This is a genomic window from Bradyrhizobium monzae, from assembly GCF_021458635.1.
Lineage (GTDB): Bacteria > Pseudomonadota > Alphaproteobacteria > Rhizobiales > Xanthobacteraceae > Bradyrhizobium.
The window spans coordinates 25,241-41,895 of the sequence record NZ_JAIRDQ010000017.1 but is presented as its reverse complement, the minus strand read 5'-3'; the positions used below and the strand labels follow the sequence as shown (position 1 = coordinate 41,895).

The 16,655-nt window shown below is 65.0% G+C and carries 19 protein-coding genes; 9 read left to right on the top strand and 10 right to left on the bottom strand.

Annotated features, from left to right (window positions below; translation table 11 throughout):
* Positions 1–6: 6 nt before the first annotated feature.
* On the bottom strand, positions 7–1,344 hold the full coding sequence (locus K3F49_RS37320) for a hypothetical protein (RefSeq protein WP_234685852.1): 1,338 nt from the start codon (positions 1,342–1,344) through the stop codon (positions 7–9).
* Between the two features lie 7 nt (positions 1,345–1,351).
* Entirely contained in the window at positions 1,352–2,530 is a 1,179-nt protein-coding gene (locus K3F49_RS37315; protein WP_234685851.1) for an NnrS family protein, read from the bottom strand.
* A 163-nt stretch (positions 2,531–2,693) separates the two neighbouring features.
* On the opposite strand from K3F49_RS37315, the gene K3F49_RS37310 reads away from it, so the two are divergent.
* Positions 2,694–2,879, top strand: coding sequence for a hypothetical protein (locus K3F49_RS37310; RefSeq protein ID WP_234685850.1), 186 nt, complete (start codon positions 2,694–2,696; stop codon positions 2,877–2,879).
* 255 nt (positions 2,880–3,134) lie between these two features.
* Here the strand turns inward: K3F49_RS37310 and K3F49_RS37305 are convergent, their stop codons facing one another.
* The gene (locus K3F49_RS37305) at positions 3,135–3,530 is read right to left on the bottom strand and encodes a plastocyanin/azurin family copper-binding protein (protein WP_234685849.1); all 396 of its coding nucleotides are present in this window, start codon (positions 3,528–3,530) and stop codon (positions 3,135–3,137) included.
* Positions 3,531–3,716: 186 nt separating this feature from the next.
* Here K3F49_RS37305 and K3F49_RS37300 point away from each other — a divergent pair, with 186 nt between their 5' ends.
* A complete protein-coding gene (locus K3F49_RS37300) occupies positions 3,717–4,439 on the top strand; it encodes a Crp/Fnr family transcriptional regulator (RefSeq protein ID WP_234685848.1) in 723 nt (240 codons plus the stop codon).
* Here K3F49_RS37300 and K3F49_RS37295 read toward each other — a convergent pair.
* Positions 4,436–4,621: a DUF1858 domain-containing protein gene (locus tag K3F49_RS37295; RefSeq protein ID WP_234685847.1), complete on the bottom strand. Its 186-nt coding sequence runs from the start codon at positions 4,619–4,621 to the stop codon at positions 4,436–4,438. The two genes, K3F49_RS37300 and K3F49_RS37295, sit on opposite strands and share 4 nt — an antisense overlap.
* A gap of 189 nt (positions 4,622–4,810) precedes the next feature.
* On the opposite strand from K3F49_RS37295, the gene nirK reads away from it, so the two are divergent.
* From nirK to K3F49_RS37275, 4 genes are all read left to right on the top strand, one after another.
* The gene (gene nirK / locus K3F49_RS37290) at positions 4,811–5,932 is read left to right on the top strand and encodes a copper-containing nitrite reductase (RefSeq protein WP_234685846.1); all 1,122 of its coding nucleotides are present in this window, start codon (positions 4,811–4,813) and stop codon (positions 5,930–5,932) included.
* 61 nt (positions 5,933–5,993) lie between these two features.
* A complete protein-coding gene (locus K3F49_RS37285) occupies positions 5,994–6,857 on the top strand; it encodes an SUMF1/EgtB/PvdO family nonheme iron enzyme (RefSeq protein WP_234685845.1) in 864 nt (287 codons plus the stop codon).
* Positions 6,858–6,946: 89 nt separating this feature from the next.
* Complete coding sequence (hemN, locus tag K3F49_RS37280; protein WP_234685844.1) at positions 6,947–8,299, top strand: oxygen-independent coproporphyrinogen III oxidase; 1,353 nt, start codon at positions 6,947–6,949, stop codon at positions 8,297–8,299.
* 42 nt (positions 8,300–8,341) lie between these two features.
* Positions 8,342–9,013 (top strand): DUF6544 family protein, encoded by a 672-nt coding sequence (locus K3F49_RS37275; RefSeq protein WP_234685843.1) that lies wholly within the window; start codon positions 8,342–8,344, stop codon positions 9,011–9,013.
* Between the two features lie 199 nt (positions 9,014–9,212).
* Here K3F49_RS37275 and K3F49_RS37270 read toward each other — a convergent pair whose 3' ends face one another.
* The 6 genes from K3F49_RS37270 to K3F49_RS37245 form a co-directional block, all read right to left on the bottom strand.
* Positions 9,213–11,129, bottom strand: a complete 1,917-nt coding sequence (locus K3F49_RS37270) for a nitric oxide reductase activation protein NorD (RefSeq protein ID WP_234685842.1) — start codon at positions 11,127–11,129, stop codon at positions 9,213–9,215.
* A gap of 10 nt (positions 11,130–11,139) precedes the next feature.
* Positions 11,140–11,949, bottom strand: coding sequence for a CbbQ/NirQ/NorQ/GpvN family protein (locus K3F49_RS37265; protein WP_234685841.1), 810 nt, complete (start codon positions 11,947–11,949; stop codon positions 11,140–11,142).
* Between the two features lie 61 nt (positions 11,950–12,010).
* Positions 12,011–13,357 (bottom strand): cbb3-type cytochrome c oxidase subunit I, encoded by a 1,347-nt coding sequence (locus K3F49_RS37260; RefSeq protein ID WP_234685840.1) that lies wholly within the window; start codon positions 13,355–13,357, stop codon positions 12,011–12,013.
* A gap of 39 nt (positions 13,358–13,396) precedes the next feature.
* The gene (locus K3F49_RS37255) at positions 13,397–13,849 is read right to left on the bottom strand and encodes a c-type cytochrome (protein ID WP_234685839.1); all 453 of its coding nucleotides are present in this window, start codon (positions 13,847–13,849) and stop codon (positions 13,397–13,399) included.
* 103 nt (positions 13,850–13,952) lie between these two features.
* A complete protein-coding gene (locus tag K3F49_RS37250) occupies positions 13,953–14,219 on the bottom strand; it encodes a cytochrome C oxidase subunit IV family protein (protein ID WP_234685838.1) in 267 nt (88 codons plus the stop codon).
* A gap of 1 nt (position 14,220) precedes the next feature.
* Entirely contained in the window at positions 14,221–14,796 is a 576-nt protein-coding gene (locus K3F49_RS37245; protein ID WP_234685837.1) for a cytochrome c oxidase subunit 3 family protein, read from the bottom strand.
* A gap of 148 nt (positions 14,797–14,944) precedes the next feature.
* Between K3F49_RS37245 and K3F49_RS37240 the strand changes: the two genes are divergently transcribed.
* From K3F49_RS37240 to K3F49_RS39325, 3 genes are all read left to right on the top strand, one after another.
* The gene (locus tag K3F49_RS37240; protein ID WP_234685836.1) at positions 14,945–15,100 is read left to right on the top strand and encodes a hypothetical protein; all 156 of its coding nucleotides are present in this window, start codon (positions 14,945–14,947) and stop codon (positions 15,098–15,100) included.
* A gap of 19 nt (positions 15,101–15,119) precedes the next feature.
* Positions 15,120–15,749 (top strand): TetR-like C-terminal domain-containing protein, encoded by a 630-nt coding sequence (locus tag K3F49_RS37235; protein ID WP_234685835.1) that lies wholly within the window; start codon positions 15,120–15,122, stop codon positions 15,747–15,749.
* 400 nt (positions 15,750–16,149) lie between these two features.
* Positions 16,150–16,275, top strand: coding sequence for a hypothetical protein (locus K3F49_RS39325; protein WP_276575459.1), 126 nt, complete (start codon positions 16,150–16,152; stop codon positions 16,273–16,275).
* The last annotated feature ends 380 nt before the right edge of the window (positions 16,276–16,655 follow it).

Genomic DNA, 16,655 nt, shown 5'->3' with positions numbered 1-16,655 from the left:
CCTCTCTCAGTTTCTCGCGAACAACAGATGGGGCGCGATGGCGCCGCCCGGAAGCCGCACCGGGCTTGCGACGTCCGCAAGCCTCCGGGTGCGGATCACCTCGCGGACGATGCCGACGACACCCACCGTCATCGCCGCCGCAGCCATCCGGAAGGCATACGGCTCGCCGACCAGCAGCGTCAGCGTTCCGGCCCAGACGGCCACGTAGTAGATGACGAACCACTTCGTTGCCCGGCCCTCCGCTACGAGGTCCTGGACGCGCGGCGTGGGCGCCCGTCCCATCACCGGTCCGTAGGTCTCGAGCCAGGTCAGGAAGGCCACGATCTTGTAGAGCTTCGCGAGCACCAATCCGGACAACCAACCGAACACCGCGAGGAAGGCGAAGGGGCCGATATGGGCGGCGAAACCGTCCGTCACCACGAGCGCAATTCCCAGCAAGGCCGTCGCCGCCAAACTCGCGAAGGACAGCGTCGCCATACGCATGTTGAGCTCGAGTTGCCGCCGCTTGCGGGCGCGAAAAATACCGGCGATGTCGCGCCCGTACAGAGCGGCGGACGCCAGGCCGAAAACGGCGACGATCGACAGCACGACGCTCAATCCGGACGCAAGTCCGATCGCGAGGATCCCGCCTGCGACCGTCATGCCGATGGCGAGCGCGCCGGCTCCGAGCGTCATGCGGCTCTGTCGCTCGTCCACGTCGGGCGATAGCATGAACATGGACAAGAGCCGATAGCTCACGCCCATGGCCGTCAGCGTCAGCCACCCGCCGAGGCCGGCGATCGCATGCAACGGGATGCCGGCGGCCAGAAGTGCATTCCCTGCCGATCCCGCCCACCCCGCAAGCGCAAACGCGAAGACGGCGCCGAAGGCGGCGGTTGCGCAAAGCGAGGCGAGGCCGGCAAGCACGAAGCGCGCTGGCCCCGCGGGTCGCAGCCAAGCGGTAAGCCCAAGATCGACGACGACCAGGCCGAATCCGGCAACGAGCAGGATCGCCCCGAGCGGAAGCAGCCAGAGCGAGGGCGGCAGGCGGCCTCCCAGAGACAAGAAGCCGCCAATCAGCGAGACGAGACCGGCGGTCAGAAGGACCAGAGCCGGCAAAGCCCACTTTTCGGAGAACAAGGGCTTGGCGACGAGGACGGGCACGAACTGGAACAGCGCGCCACACATCGCAATACTGAGCCACCCGATGCCGACGGCGTGCACCAGAACGAGCGTATCGGGCGAGGCGACCTCGGCGAAGGGATAGCCGACGCCAGCCATCATCAGGCTCAATGCGAGGAAGAGCCACGCGAGCGCCATCGCAAAGTAGCTCATTGTCCATCGTGATATGCTGGCGCCGATCATCGCGACCTCAGAACTTTCGTGCGCGGCACAGAAGCGGCGCGTAGGCGACCGCGAAACCAAAGAACGCTCCGGCCCAGGCGAGACCGGAGATCGCCAGCAACTCGACCGAATGGCTCGGCTCGAGGGCCGCGCAGACCCGCGTCAGCGCGGCGATCACGATCGCGGCGTAGACAGCTTGGGTGAGGACGGAAGCCGACAGCGCCTGTCCGGTGTGACCGAGAGAAGCGCGGGTCATGACGGCGATCGTCATCGAACCGATCGCGCCGCCGGTCCAGGCGTGCACGCCGGCTGCCGGTGCGACGAGATCGAGAGCCGACAGCGCCGAGAGCAGGAAGCCGGCCGGCACGAACGCATAGGCGACGTGAAGGATCAGGACGAGCCGGTCGGAGAAGGTCCGGTATCCGGTCCAGCGGACCAACCGGACGAGGTGAAGCAGTCCGGCGATGCAGAGCGCACCTGCCACCAACCATCCGGACGGAGCGAACACCCAAGCCAGCATCGCGCAGACGCCAACGACCATTGCGACGGCATCGAACCGGTTGAAAGGAACGGGCAACCGGCCAGGTGAGCGGTGGGCGAGCCAGTTGCGCGTGAAACTCGGCACGATCCGCCCGCCGATGACGCAGACCAACGTAACGACGAGCGCGATGCCGGCGCGCGTCGAATACTCGGCCAGGCCACGGAAGTGCGATTCCAAATGAAAGGCGATGTTGACGGTCGCGAGAAGCGAAACGATGGCGACGACCTTCAGGTTGTTCCACTTGCGGCCGGCGATGATTTCGCGCGCGGCCGCCGCTGCGAGCAGCAGGAGAAAGAGCGCATCGAGCGCCAGCGCGGCCTGCCACCCGACCAGATCCGAACAGGTCGCCGCCAGCCTTCCGACGACCCAGGTTGCGAACAGCAAGCCGAGCGGGGCGCCCTGGATGGGCAGGCGGCCCGTCCAGTTCGGAACGGCCGTCAGCAGGAAGCCGGCGACGACTGCGCCGACGTAGCCGAACAGCATCTCGTGGACATGCCAGTCCCGCAGCGCGAACGCCGTCGGCAGCGAAACGTGGCCGGCGAACACGGCGAGCCACAACGGAACCATGGCGCCGGCGTAGACCGCGCCAAACAGGAAGAAGGGGCGGAACCCGTGTGACAGCAGCGCGGGCCCGCGATAGTCCCTCAATTTTTGCATCGTCGCCATGAACGTCATTCCCGATAGGTTGGAGACATCATAGGCCCGGGGCGACCGCTATCTCTTTGTCGAGGCACAAACTACGACTTCGTTCGCGCATGTGTTTGATCTTCGACAAAGATCTACTCGGTCCGAGCCGGCAATCTCCGGACCGTCAGCAACGGAGGATAAGATGCGGATTTTCGAGCGATTGCGCGGACGGGACCGGAGCGAAAGCGGCATCGAGCGGAAGCTTGTCGAGGCGATCGCGGGCGATCTCCTGCGCCGCATGGAGGATCGGACCGAGGTTACGGTGTCGCTTGACAACAAATCGACGTGCTGTTCCTGCTGTTCGGGGGATGAAACGACCCGTCAATAATGTGCCAAATGAATGCGCGATCGTTGCGAGCGGCAGCAGACGACGAGGTGCCGATGTGCAATGCTACTCCGCGCGATAGTTAGTTTCCGATCGCGGTTGCCTCAACCGCACCTCGAGCCCGACCAGATCCGCCAAGGACGGAGATCGGGACATTGCGCTCCCGGCATCGACGCAAATCAGGCGTCTGGCACAATTAGGCAAACAAACCGGCGCTCGCCCATCCGACTCGCCGGAGAAGCCGACGCCGACGGACCGTCACTTGGACGCCACCTTGCCGACCTTGGCATGGTCAACTCTCGCCGGGGTCCCGACCATCACGACCATGCATATGCCGTAATGGGGAAGGCACTTCACGCCGTAGACGCCGTCCTGCCCGAACTTGACGGCAATGTCCCCGCTGTTCTCGCCGACGATGGGCGTCGCGCCCTCCGGAAGCATGCGCTTGATGGCATCGGCGCTCTGGCCCTTGGCGGCCGCAACGAACTTCACGGTGTCGCCGGGCGCGATCTTCACGAACGCCGGCTCGAACACCACCGTTCCGCCGTCGGCGCCCTTGTTGAACTGCTTGACTTCCACCTCGGCCGCCTTGGCAAGGCCGCCGGCCAGGATCAGAACCGCCGCAGCGGCGGTCAGCATCGCAGTCTTGTTCATGTTTCCGTTTCCTGGAACTAGCACGGGGTAGGCCGGGCTCCCCAGGCAACAGATACGCCGGTCGCGCCCGCCGGAGATTGCGCCAGCTCAAGCTCCCTGCGGGTTCCTTCTGCTAAGAGGCCGTGGGCCGTTGAGGCTTGCGCGCGCTCCGGGTACTGTCGGCTGCGCATTTGAAGCGAGGATACGATGGCCGCTGTCGACCGGTCCCTTGTCGCGAATCTGCCGATGTTCGCGGGGCTTTCGCCTGCCGAACAGGACGAGCTGCTGCGCGAGGCGCGTTCAATCCGGTACCCCAAGGACACCGCGGTCTTCGACCAGGGGGCGGAGGCCGCCCGGTTCTTTCTTCTCCTCCACGGACATCTTCGCGTCGAGAAGACGACATCCCAAGGCCAGCAATCCGTGGTCCGCTACGTCTCCGCCGGCGAACTCTTCGGCGTGGCACAGGCCATGAACCTGACGCACTATCCCGCCACCGCCGTCGCGGCGGTCGACAGCATCGCCCTCGCTTGGCCATCGTCTTCCTGGCAGCGCCTCATCGTCAAATATCCGAGCCTCGCCGCGAGCGCGCTGCAGACCGTCGGCAGCCGCCTGCAGGACACTCAGGCCCGCGTCATGGAGATCTCGAACGAGCAGGTCGAGCAGCGCGTCGCGCATGCGCTGCTGCGCCTGGCAAAGCAAGCGGGACGGAAGGTCGATACCGGCGTCGAGATCGACTTCCCCATCAGCCGTCAGGACATCGCCGAGATGACTGGAACGACGCTGCACACGGTCAGCCGGGTTCTCAGCGCCTGGGAGAACGAGGGACTCGTCGAAGGCGGACGGCAGCGCATCATTCTGCGCGACGCTCACAGGCTGCATGCCCTCGCCGAAGGTGAGGAAGCCATCCAGTCCCGCAAGCGCAGCTCCTAGGCCGCCGCCTTCGCTGTCTCCAGGATCTTCGACAGGAACACGTCGGCATCGACGTCGTGCTCCTCGCATGCCTCGTCGACGGAGTGGAAAGCGGCGATCGGACAGCCGACGCATCGCATCCTGAAGTCCAGAAAGACGCGGATGGTGGACGGCCACCGACGCATCACTTCGTCGACCGTCATCTGCGCAGTTGGAATTGCATCATTTCGCATGCAACCAGACTAAGCCCTCGACTCCCGGCTCTCTTTGCTCCCGCGCAAATTTTCCGCACGATCCTGTCCGTTTTGGAATCCAAGCCTTCCTTGTTGCAGCGCAAAGAGACTCGCGCTCCGATCGCTCATCATCCACGCGCACAAGCGATGGAGAGCGTCATGCTCACGAGAAGGACCGCCTTGATGGGAGCCGCGATCGCGGCGCTGATGATGGCCGCGCCGGCAGCGTTCGCCGACGACCTCAGCCTGCCGCGCGAGTACGTCGAACTGGTCGCGCCGCCTTTCGTGCATGCTCACGAACAGGCGACGAAGGCCGGACCGAAGATCGTCGAATTCAAGCTCACGGTACAGGAGAAGGAGGTCGTCATCGACGATGCCGGCACCAAGATGTGGGCGATGACCTACAACGGCTCGATGCCGGGACCGATGATGGTGGTGCACGAGGGCGACTACGTCGAGCTGACGCTGGTCAACCCCGAGACCAACACCATGCCGCACAACATCGACCTGCATTCGGCGACCGGCGGGCTCGGCGGCGGCGCCCTGACCCACGTCAACCCCGGCGAGCAGACGGTGCTGCGCTGGAAGGCGACCCGTCCGGGCGTCTTCATCTACCATTGCGCGCCGGAGGGCATGATCCCCTGGCACGTGGTCTCGGGCATGCACGGCGCCGTGATGGTGCTGCCGCGCGACGGCCTGAAGGACGGCGCCGGCAAGCCACTGCACTACGACAAGGTCTTCTACATCGGTGAGAACGACCTCTACGTGCCCAAGGACGAGACCGGCAAGTACAAGACCTACGACTCGGTCGGCGAATCCTACTCCGACACCATGGACGTGATGCGCAAGCTGATCCCGAGCCACGTCGTGTTCGAGGGCAGGGTCGGGGCGCTGACCGGAAAGAACGCACTCACCGCCAAGGTCGGCGAGACGGTGCTGTTCGTGCATTCGGAGGCCAACCGCGACACCCGCCCGCACATCATCGGCGGCCATGGCGACTACGTCTGGGAGACCGGCAAGTTCAACAACCCTCCGGAACGCGATCTCGAGACCTGGTTCGTGCGCGGCGGCTCGGCGGGGGCGGCGCTCTACACCTTCCGCGAGCCCGGCGTCTACGCCTACGTCAACCACAACCTGATTGAGGCCGTCGAACTCGGCGCCACCGCCCACATCAAGGTCGAGGGCAAGTGGAACGAGGACCTGATGAAGCAGCTCTCGCCGGCGGGCCCAATCCCGCCCCAGAAGCTCGGTGCCGCCGACCCGGGGAGCGTCATCCGCTAGGTTGAGCGACAGAAACGGCCCGCGGCTCCGCCGCGGGCCGTTTCACCGAGGAGGAGACCTCATGCTGATCCTGATGAAAGTGAAGACGGCGATGTTCGCCGGCGCGCTCGTCGCGCCGGTCCTGGCGACCGTCTTGGCGCCCACGCCCCCGCACGATCCAGACGGCAGCCGCCATCTCGTCGCCGCGTCCTTCACCTACCGGGCCGCCGGCGACTTCTCGCGCGGCGACAGACCCGTCGAAGGGCCGGTGCACGACCTCCGCCTTCCCGCCGATCTCGTCGTCATGAAGCGGCAGGTCACGGCCCGAGAGTACGCGCGTTGCGTCGACGATGGAGCCTGTCCCCGCGTCGTCGTAGCCGGCGGCTCGCAAGACGTTCCGGTCGTGGGTGTCAATTGGCACGACGCCACCGCCTACGCGGCCTGGATATCGCGCAAGACGGGTGTCACCCACCGCCTGCCGACCGACGAGGAATGGACGTTCGCGGCCGCCGAGAAGGCGCGCGACGAGGCACTGCCGCTCATCGACCCGTCCGACCCCGCGCGGGCCTGGCTCGCACGCTACGAAGCCGAGTCGTCCCGCGAGAGGCCCCAGGCGATGGCGCCGCAGCCTGGCGGCACATTCGGCACCAACAGCAAGGGATTGGACGACTTCGCTGGGAATGTCTGGGAATGGACCGACACCTGCTTCGTCCGGGCGACCCTCGCCGATGGCCGCGAGCGGATCACCAACACGAACTGCGGAGTTCGCGTCGTGCAGGGCGCTCATCGCGCCTACATGACCGACTTCATACGCGACCCGAAGTCGGGCGGCTGCGCAGCGGGTGTGCCGCCGACCAATCTGGGCTTCCGCCTCGTCATCGAAGCGCCGCACTCGGTCGTCGCCGATACCTTCAGGAACGTGACCAAGCTGCTGGGACGGACCTGAGGTTCCTATCCCTGACTGGATTGCGCCAGAGCAACGTCGTTCCTTCCCAACGTCGGTACACGATCCGCAAGACGAAGGAGAGACTTGAGATGAGATCGGACTTGGCGCAATCGTACGGACAGGACCGGCTTCCCCGATACACGAGCTATCCCACGGCCCCGCACTTTTCCACGACGATCGCTGAAGCCGACTATCGGAAATGGCTCAAATCGCTGCCGGCCCGGCAGCCCGCATCGATCTACATGCACGTCCCCTTCTGCAGGTCCATGTGCTGGTACTGCGGCTGCCACACCTCCATCACGAAGAAGGACGATCCGATCGCTGTCTACACCTCGGGCTTGCGCACCGAGGCGCACATGGTGGCCGAGACGATCGGCCACCGGCTTCCGATCTCGCACATCCACTTCGGCGGCGGCACGCCGACGATCATGACGCCGGAGACCTTCGCCGACCTCGTCGGCACGCTGCGCTACTCGTACTTCGTGTTGCCGGACGCCGAAGTTGCGGTGGAGATCGATCCGCGCACCCTGACCGAGCCGATGGCGGAGGCCTTGGGTTTTAGCGGCGTCAACCGCGCGAGCTTGGGCGTGCAGAGCTTCGATCCCGAAGTCCAGCGAGCCATCAATCGCCTGCAGAGCTTCGAGCAGACCGCCCAGTGCGTCGAGCGGCTGCGGAGATCCGGCGTCGGCAAGCTCAATTTCGATCTGCTTTACGGCCTGTCGCTGCAGACCGTCGACTCTTGTCTGGACACCGTCGCCAAGTGCATCGAGCTGCGTCCGGACCGCTTCTCGGTGTTCGGCTATGCCCATATCCCGTCCTTCAAGAAGCATCAGCGCAAGATCGACGAAAGCGCCCTTCCCGACAGCATCGAGCGCCACCTGCACTCGGAGACCATCGCCGAGGCGCTGATCGATGCCGGCTACGTCCGTATCGGCTTCGATCACTTCGCGTTGCCCGACGACAACCTCGCCGTGGCAAAGCGGGAGAGCCGGTTGCGCAGGAACTTCCAGGGCTACACGGACGATACCGCCGAAACTCTCATCGGCCTCGGCGCGAGTTCGATCGGGCGCATGCCGCAGGGGTTTGTGCAGAACGTCGTCGCCACCAAAGATTATCTCGCGCATATTGCCGAGGACCGTCTCGCGACCACGAAGGGCTATGCATTCACCGAGGAAGACCGCTTCCGCGCCGACATCATCGAGCGCGTCATGTGCGACATGGCCGTCGATCTGCCCGAGGTGTCCCGTCTTCATGGTCGGGATCCGCGATCGGCGATCGTCGATCGATCGAGGATCGACAGTCTCGTCGCCGACGGGGCGGTGACGATGATCGACGACAGGATATCCGTCAGCGACGGCGCAGAGTTCCTGGTCCGGAGCGTCGCGTCAGCCTTCGACGCGCATCTGGCGCGCTCCGCCGCCACGCATAGCCGGGCGGTCTAGAGCCGTCCGGACAGCGAGCCTGGCCCAACAATGAGAACGGCTGTGGTAGATCTCCCCGAACCGGTCCGCGCGCTGGCTGCCCGGCTGGGGGCCGACGGCTCTTTCAAGCGCGTCCGATTGAAGCAGTCCGGCAGCATGAGCGCCGGACGGGGCAAGCCTTGGATGCGGTTCAGTGCGACGGAGACCATCGACCTCACCACGGTGATGTTCGATTGGCGCGCCCGGATCGGACCCTTGTCCGCGCTCACCGTGGTCGATCGCCTGTCGAGCGACGAGACTAGATCCGAACTGCGGTTCTTGGGCGTCGTCCCCCTGTCTCGGCCGCCTCCCGACCAGGACGCGCTCCGCAAAGGGCAAACGCTCCGCTACCTTGCCGAGATCGCCTGGGCGCCCGACGCCATACTACGGAACGCATCGCTACATTGGGAGACGAAGGGAGCCCTCATCCGTGTTTCGAGTCCGGGACACTCCCGACCCTGGTGCGTCGAGCTCGAGCTCGACGAGGAGGGGCGCATCCGCCGTGCCACGGCGGACGGACGGCCTTGCATGGAGAAAGGCAAATTCATCGAGCGCCCATGGCAGGGGCGATTCTGGGACTACCGCGAGCGTCAATCCCGATGGATTCCTTTTCGAGGTGAGGTCGCGTGGATCATCGATGGCATCCCCTCGAAGGTTTGGGAGGGAACGATCACCGAATGGGAAGCCTGCGGCTGACCGATTGTTGGTCGATGCCGGAATTGGCGGGCTTGTTTGCGCTGGCTTAAATCGAATCCGATCACGTTGCGCTTGATGACCGTCGATGAAACGAGCACACGCCCTTGAGGTTGTCTCGACACTCAAAAGGCTCGGCCAACTCCGCGCCGGGCCTTCCCTTTTCGCACGCAAGTCTACGCCGCCCCGCGGATCCGACGCGCTATTGGGTGAGCTGGCGATATAGCGCTGGCAAGGCGGCCGGCAGCCGCCGCACGTTGCCGACGATCGCGTACCCACCTCTTCCGAACAGCGTCGGGAAGTAGCTCTGGGCGGCGGCATCGATCGTGACGCCGAACACGGCCATGCCGACCCGACGCGCTTCCTGGACGGCCTTGCGCGTGTCTTCGACGGCGAAGCGCCCTTCGTAGTGATCGACGTCGTTCGGCTTGCCGTCGGTCAGGACGATCAAAAGCTTCTTCCGCTGCGGCTGCGCGGCCAGATCGGACGCAGCGTGGCGGACGGCGGCTCCGATGCGGGTGTAGTACCCCGGCCTCAACGCGCCGATGCGCCGCTCGACCTGCTCGCTGATCGGCTCGCCGAACGCCTTGACGGTCTCCAGCCGCACCCATGAGCGCCGGCGCGAGGTGAAGGTGAGGATGCTGTGATGGTCGCCGCAGGCGGCGAGCCCATGCGCCAGCACGAGGAGCGCCTCCTTTTCCACGTCCAGCACACGATAACCGTCGACCCAGGCGTCCGTGGAGAGCGAGACGTCGACCAGCAACGTGACCGCGAGATCGTGACCTTGAGGGCGCATCGCCAGATGCACGCGGTCGAGCGCGCCGCTGCCGGCGCGCAAGTCGCAGCGCGCGCGCACCAGTGCGTCGAGATCGAGATCGTGCCCGTCGGGCTGCGCCCTCATCAGTTCATGTCGTGGCCGCAGCGCCTCGAACTGCCGCCGCACCTGACGGATCCGGCGGCGCGTGGCATGGTCCGGCTGCCAAGCTTCGCCGATCTCGCTCGCGTCTGACGTCAGCACGCGGCAATGGTCGGGCATGTAGCTGCCGTTGCGGTAGTTCCATTCCGGGTACAGCCGACCGGCGTCGAGCCGCGCCGGGTCGACGGCTTCCGGCGGCAGATCGAGATCAAACTTCAGCTTGCTCGCGGGCTTGCCCTTGCGCCGGGAGACCGCAAGTTCGTCGAGATCGTCGGCCGCCTTGCGTGCATCATCGTCGTCACTGTCGTCGGAGGGACGATCGACGTTGACCATCTCCGCCATGGCCAGGATCTTCTCGAAGCGGTTGAGGATGAACGGGTCGCGCTTGGCGCTGTCCTCGCGCTCGCGCACCGCGAAGCGCTTGCGCGAGTCGGTCCCGGCTTGCTCCTGCGCGTCCGGCGCCTGCACGTCGTCATCGTCATCCTGGGCGGCGACCGCCTCGCGGGTCCAGTAATCGCCCCACAGTGGGCAAGGCAGGATGGCCTGATATCCCGGCGGGGCCTTGTCCGGCAGCGGCCCCGTGCCCATCATGGCCGGCCAAAGCTTGCCCGCCGGCGGCGCATCGGCGCCGAGCAGCGCGAGCACGATCTGCTCCATGTCCTGCTCGATGCGCGGCAATGGCCGGCGCGGCCGAGCCGTCGCCATTGCCGCAGCCAGCCGCGCGTAGTCTTCGGCAAGGCCCGGGCATTCAGTCAACACGAGGACCGCGATCTCGCTCACCCGCCGCAAGTTCAGGAGATCGCGACGCAATGGATCGGCTTCCGCGATAGCCTCGGTCGGCGCAAACGCGAACCACGCTGCGAGCCACCGGTACAGCGCGGCGTTCAGCGCATGGTCGGCAAAGATCGCGATGCTATCGGGCAGGAAGATGGTCGCAGCGTCCCGCCCCGGCTGCTCGATGCGCTCGTCGCCGAGTCCGATGCGCTGCCGCCAGCCAAGTCGATGACCCGACCGACGGGCGCCGGCACTCGCGATCTGGACGCCCGTCTCGCCGCCGAGCGCGCGGAACATCACGGCGATACGCGGACGGACGTCCGCCAGCGAAACCGCGTGGTCGGCATGGACCGGATAGCTCGTGGTGCCGCCGACAAGGCGATGCCAAGCACGGCCAACGGTTTCTTCGAGCTCGAGGAAGTCGAGCATGGGACTGCCCTCAGGAGATCACGGCGCGCGCGACGTCGAGCAGCGCCGCCTTGACGTCGGCATCATCGGTCAAAGGCTCGATCATGCCGGCGAGCACGGCATCGGCGATCGAGACGCCTGCCGCAATAAGGGTGGCGCAATAGACGACGAGGCGGGTCGAGACGCCCTCCTCCAGGTCTTGGCCCTTCAACGCCCGCAGCCGACCGGCAAGCACGACCAGCGGCCGCACACGCTCCGCAGCGAGCCCGCTTTCCGCCGCGACCACCGCAACCTCCTGCTCCGGCGGCAGGAAGCCGAACTCGATGGCGACAAAGCGCTGCCGCGTCGACGGCTTCAGCGCCTTCAGCAACGTCTGGTAGCCGGGATTGTAGGAGACCACGAGCATGAAGCTGCTCGGGGCCGTGAGCTCCTCGCCGGTCCGCTCCAGCGGCAGGATGCGGCGGTCGTCGGTGAGCGGATGCAGGACGACGGTAACATCCTTACGCGCCTCCACGACTTCGTCGAGATAGCAGATGCCGCCCTCGCGCACCGCCCGCGTCAGCGGGCCGTCGGTCCACACGGTATCGCCGCCCTTCAAGAGATAGCGGCCGGTGAGATCAGCCGCGGTGAGATCGTCGTGGCAGGCAACGGTGTGGAGCGGCAGGCCGAGCCGCGCCGCCATATGCGCGACGAAGCGGGTCTTGCCGCAGCCGGTCGGCCCCTTCAGCAGAACCGGCAGCTGATGCCGCCAGGCGTGCTCGAACAGCGCGCATTCGTTGCCGCTCGGAACGTAGGCCGGCAGTGCGGGCGCCGAGGTCACGGCGTGAAGAGCTGGTTTCATGATGTCTCTCCGGAATTCCAGGAAGCAGGCGGCCGCGGTCAACCGCGACCGCCGTTTGCGTTTATTCAGCCGGTTGCAGCGCGGCGGGAATGGCGGCCCGCTTCTCGTGACCCGGCACCAGCACGGCCCAGACGAACATCAGCGCGGAGATCGCCACGAACACGCCGGAGCCGAGCCGGACCCAGTAGAACATCGCGAGCTGGTCCTGCACGTCCATGTAGCCCTGGCCGAGCACACGCTGGAGATGGACCTGGACCACGCCGGCAAAGGTCAGCGCGAAGGTCATCACCATCATGGCCGTGCACATGATCCAGAAGCTCGTCATGGAGAGCCACTGGTTGTAGGGCGCACGTCCCTTCAGTTGCGGGATCGCGTAGGCCATCACCGACAGGTTCAGCATCACATAGGCGCCGAAGAAGGCGAGATGGCCGTGCGCGGCGGTGACCTGCGTGCCGTGGGTGTAGTAGTTCACCGACGACAGCGTGTGCAGGAAGCCCCAGACGCCCGCTCCCAGGAACGCCATCACGGAGCAGCCGACCGACCACAGCAGCGCGGCGCGGTTCGGGTGCTTGCGGCCGGCCTTCCAGGTCATCTGCACCGTGAAGATCACCATGGTGAAGAAGGGCGCGACCTCCAGCGTGGAGAACAGTGAACCAATCCACTGCCAGTAGCCGGGCGCGCCTATCCAGTAGAAATGATGACCGGTGCCAAGGATGCCGGAGAACAGCGCAAGGCCGATGATGACATAGAGCCACTTCTCCACGACCTCGCGGTCGATGCCATTGAGCTTGATCATGAGATAGGCGAGCACGGAAGCCATGATGAGCTCCCAGACGCCCTCGACCCAGAGATGAACGACGTACCACCAGTACATCTTGTCGACCGCGAGATTGGCCGGGTTGTAGAAGGCGAACAGGAAGAAGATCGCAACGCCCCACAGGCCGAACAGCAGGATGTTGGTCACCGTGGTCTTCCGTCCCTTGAGCGCCGTCATGGTCACGTTGAACAGGAACATCAGGCAGACCACGACGATGCCGACCTTGATGACGAAGGGCTGCTCAAGGAACTCACGACCCTCGTGATAGTGGAAGAGATAGCCGACCACGGCGACGCCTGCTGCGCCGAAGAACATCCAGAACTGGATCTTGGCCAGCAGCGGGCTGTACAGCTCGGTCTCGGTTTCCTCGGGGAGGAGGAAATAGGTCGCGCCCATGAAGCCGATCAGCGACCACACGATGAGCGCGTTGGTGTGGATCATCCTGACGATGTTGAACGGCAGCAGCACCGACAACGTATTGGGCAGGACGTAGATGGTTCCGGCAAGCAGGCCGAACACGACCTGGGCCAGGAACAGCGTCAGCGCGCCGTAGAAATACAGCATCGCGACTTTCTGGGTCTGATATTTCATCTCGGGTTCTCTCTGTCTTGAAAGAAGAATGCAGGCCGCTCAGCCCGCCTTGTTCGGCGGCCAATCCTGACGCTTGATCGTGCTGACCCATTGCAGGAAGTCGGCGAGATCGTCGAGCTCCTGGTCGGTCAGGTTGAACTGCGGCATCTGCCGCCGGCCCTCCGCGCCCGAGGGCTGCGACTGCATCCAGGCCTTCAGCGTCTCGCGCGCCGCCGCCGGGTCCTCCTTGCCGCCCCAGCGGTCCCAGACGTTGCCGACCTCGGGGGCGAAATAGGCGCCCTCGCCCAGCAGGGTGTGGCAGTTGATGCAGGAGTTTCTCTCCCAGACGTGTTTGCCGCGCGCGACGGAGTCCGTCAGCGTCGCGCTATCCGTCGATTTGGTCACCATGTAGTAGTGACTGTGGGCCGTCAGCCCGAGGAAGATCGCGAGGAAGAACGCGGAGCCGCCGTAGAAGACGTTCCGCGCGGCCGTTTTCGTGAGGCGTTCAGCCATCGCCCATCCTTTCCGGTGTTGATTGGTGCGAGCGTGTCCGGCAACCTAAGCAGCGGCAGAAACCGTTCTTTGTGCTGGCGCAACAACCGAAGCCGTTGCGGCCTCAGATGAACAGCCTGGCGGCGGAGGCCGCCCAGGCGAACGACACCACGGCGAACACCCACGCGGTGACCAGGCCGCGCCAGACCGACGGCGCCGTGCGCAGCCCCAGAAAGTCGAGCAGGATCCGGCGGCCTTTCAGTGCGGCCAACCCCAGCACCACGGCGGTCGCGAGTGGTCCCGCCATCAGTTGCCACGACGCCAGAAGCGTCGCGATCGCAAGACCGAGCAAGACGGCAAGCGCGATTTCGAGCGGGTGTCGGTTCATCATCTTAGCGCACCAGATAAATGATCGGAAACATGACGACCCAGACGATGTCGACAATGTGCCAGAACGACGTCCCGGTCTCGACGGCGATCGCATCCGCTCCGCGCAGGACCACCGCAAGGATCGCCATCCCGAGCACGACATGCAGCAGGTGGAAGCCCGTCAACAGAAAATACAGGGTGAAGAACGTGCTGGTCTCCAGCCCCGCACCCATGGAGATTTCCTTGGCATATTCGACAAGCTTGATCGCGACGAACGCGGAGCCAAGTCCGATCGCAATCAGAAGCCAGCGCCGGCAGGCCGGCGCCCGGTCTTCCCGCGCGGCCAGAGCGCCGCGTGCTGCCGTCCAGCCGCTCGTCACCAGGACGACGGTGTTCAAGCCAGCGAGGCGTGGATCCAGCAGCCCCTGTCCGGAGGCGAACACGGACGGATTGATGGCGCGGGCGACCGCGAACGCGCCGAGCAGGAGACCGAACACGGCGAGTTCGCTGAAGATGAGGATCCAGATCATCGGGTGGCCGGGCAGTTCGGCGAGAATGCCCCAGCCGCCGTCCTGAAGTTCCAATTCTTGAGCCGACATTGATCCTCCGGGCACGGCGCACGGCTTGATCACTACGGAGAACGATTGGGGCGGTCTTTGTCGCCGGACAAAGACAGATCCGGTCCGCTGAACGAAGTTCCGCTGTGTACGATCGCAGATCGCGGCGATCTGATGCCGGAGCGACATCATGAGCGAAGCACAGCTGGGCCTTCTCACCGCCACGCCCATCATCATCGTCTTCGCGGGCGTGCTCAGGGCGAAGGGAGTCCTGTCCACGGTGGCGACGGTCTCGGCGGTAGCGCTGTCGGCCGCGATCGCCGTGGTGCTGTTCACCACGCAATAGACCTTCGGAGTTGAAGCGCATGACCATGACCGCCAATGGCACCGGATACCCGGTGGACGAAATCCTCGCGACGTCCTGGGACAGGAAGCTGGCGAAGGACCTGGCGGACGAGATCGGGATTTGTACCGGCGACAGGCTGGGCACCGTGCACGAGATGCGCCGTTTTCTGGCGCTCAAGGGATATCGGGAACTGCTTGGACGTCTTCGTGAGGCGCGCGAAGGCAAGGACGCCGAAGATGCGCTCGCGGCAGTCGTCCACGCGATGCGCCACTATGCGCTGGAGAGGCCGGCACTTTCCGCCGCCGCCTTCCGGACGGCCGCTGCGGATTGTCCCGAGTGGCGGGAGGCGCATGAGGACCTGCATGCCTTCATGAGCGACGTTCTGGCGGAATGCGGACTGGTCGGCGACGCGGCGGAAAACGCTCTCGACATGCTCCGAAGCCTCGTTCGAGGCTACGTCCTCCATGAAGTCATGCATACGTTCATCGGGGTCTCCTCATACGACGAGTCCTTCGATAGCGCCGTCAGGGTATTGATCCGTGGCCTCCCGGCTCTCGTTCCGCCGGAGCCCGCCCAAGTGACGGGGCGCGGACGCCGGGCTCCAGCCGAGCGGGACGATCCGTCGGCTTTCCGTTTCCGACCGGTGTAGAAAAGCGCGATTGCCGCATCGGGTCGTCGGCAACGACGCCGATTGCAACGCCGACGACGGGAAATGAACTCTCTTTCGCAGAAGAGTGCGGGTCGCATCCGCAGCCCCCGTTCTCGCCGACGGGGGGACGGCCTAAGCGTGATGTCCCCGAGCTTCTGCGAGATCAACACGACCCAATACCTTTGAGGATCCTCCAGCCGCCGTTTTCGCGCTTCCCGACGAAACATTACCAAACTAGGTTCCCGACCGATCTTTTTCGATCGCCTCTCTCAAGTAACAATTGGGCTACCAATTGCTGCCAGCATTCCGGCATTGCGATAGGTCGCGATCAGCGGCAGCGAATTTCGAAATGCTTTAATGACCGGCCCAGTTGGCGGTCCTTTCCGAAGGAGAGGCCCACATGTTCAAAGGCGCCGCAATCGCACTCTTGGTGCCGCTAGGTGCGGGTCAGGTCGCCAATCGTGGCCAAATCACCGATGCCGCCGCCACGATGCTCAAGCAAATCGCGCGCGCGTACGACATCTGAAGTCCGGTCCCGGGCCGTCGGCAAGAACGCCGATGGCGAAGCCGACGACGGGAACTGAGCCTCGGCCCTTTCGCGCCGCATGTCTGGACGCAGGGTAGGATAGGAATCCTTGCGCCGGATCAGATTCGATCTCGGCAATCCTGTCATGCTGGCAGCATGACCGCCGTTATCTTCCGTTGTCCCAAGACCGGCTTGAATGTTCAGCGCTGGGCGGACGAGACCCCCGATGCACCCGCGGATTCGTTCGAGTAGATCGAGTGTCCAGCCTGCGCAATGGGGCACGTCATGAATCGGCGGACCCATAAGCTTCTCGGTTGCGACGCCCCGATGACGGACGCTCCTATCGTGCGGCGGCCGCACTAGGCGAGGCCGTTCGTTTG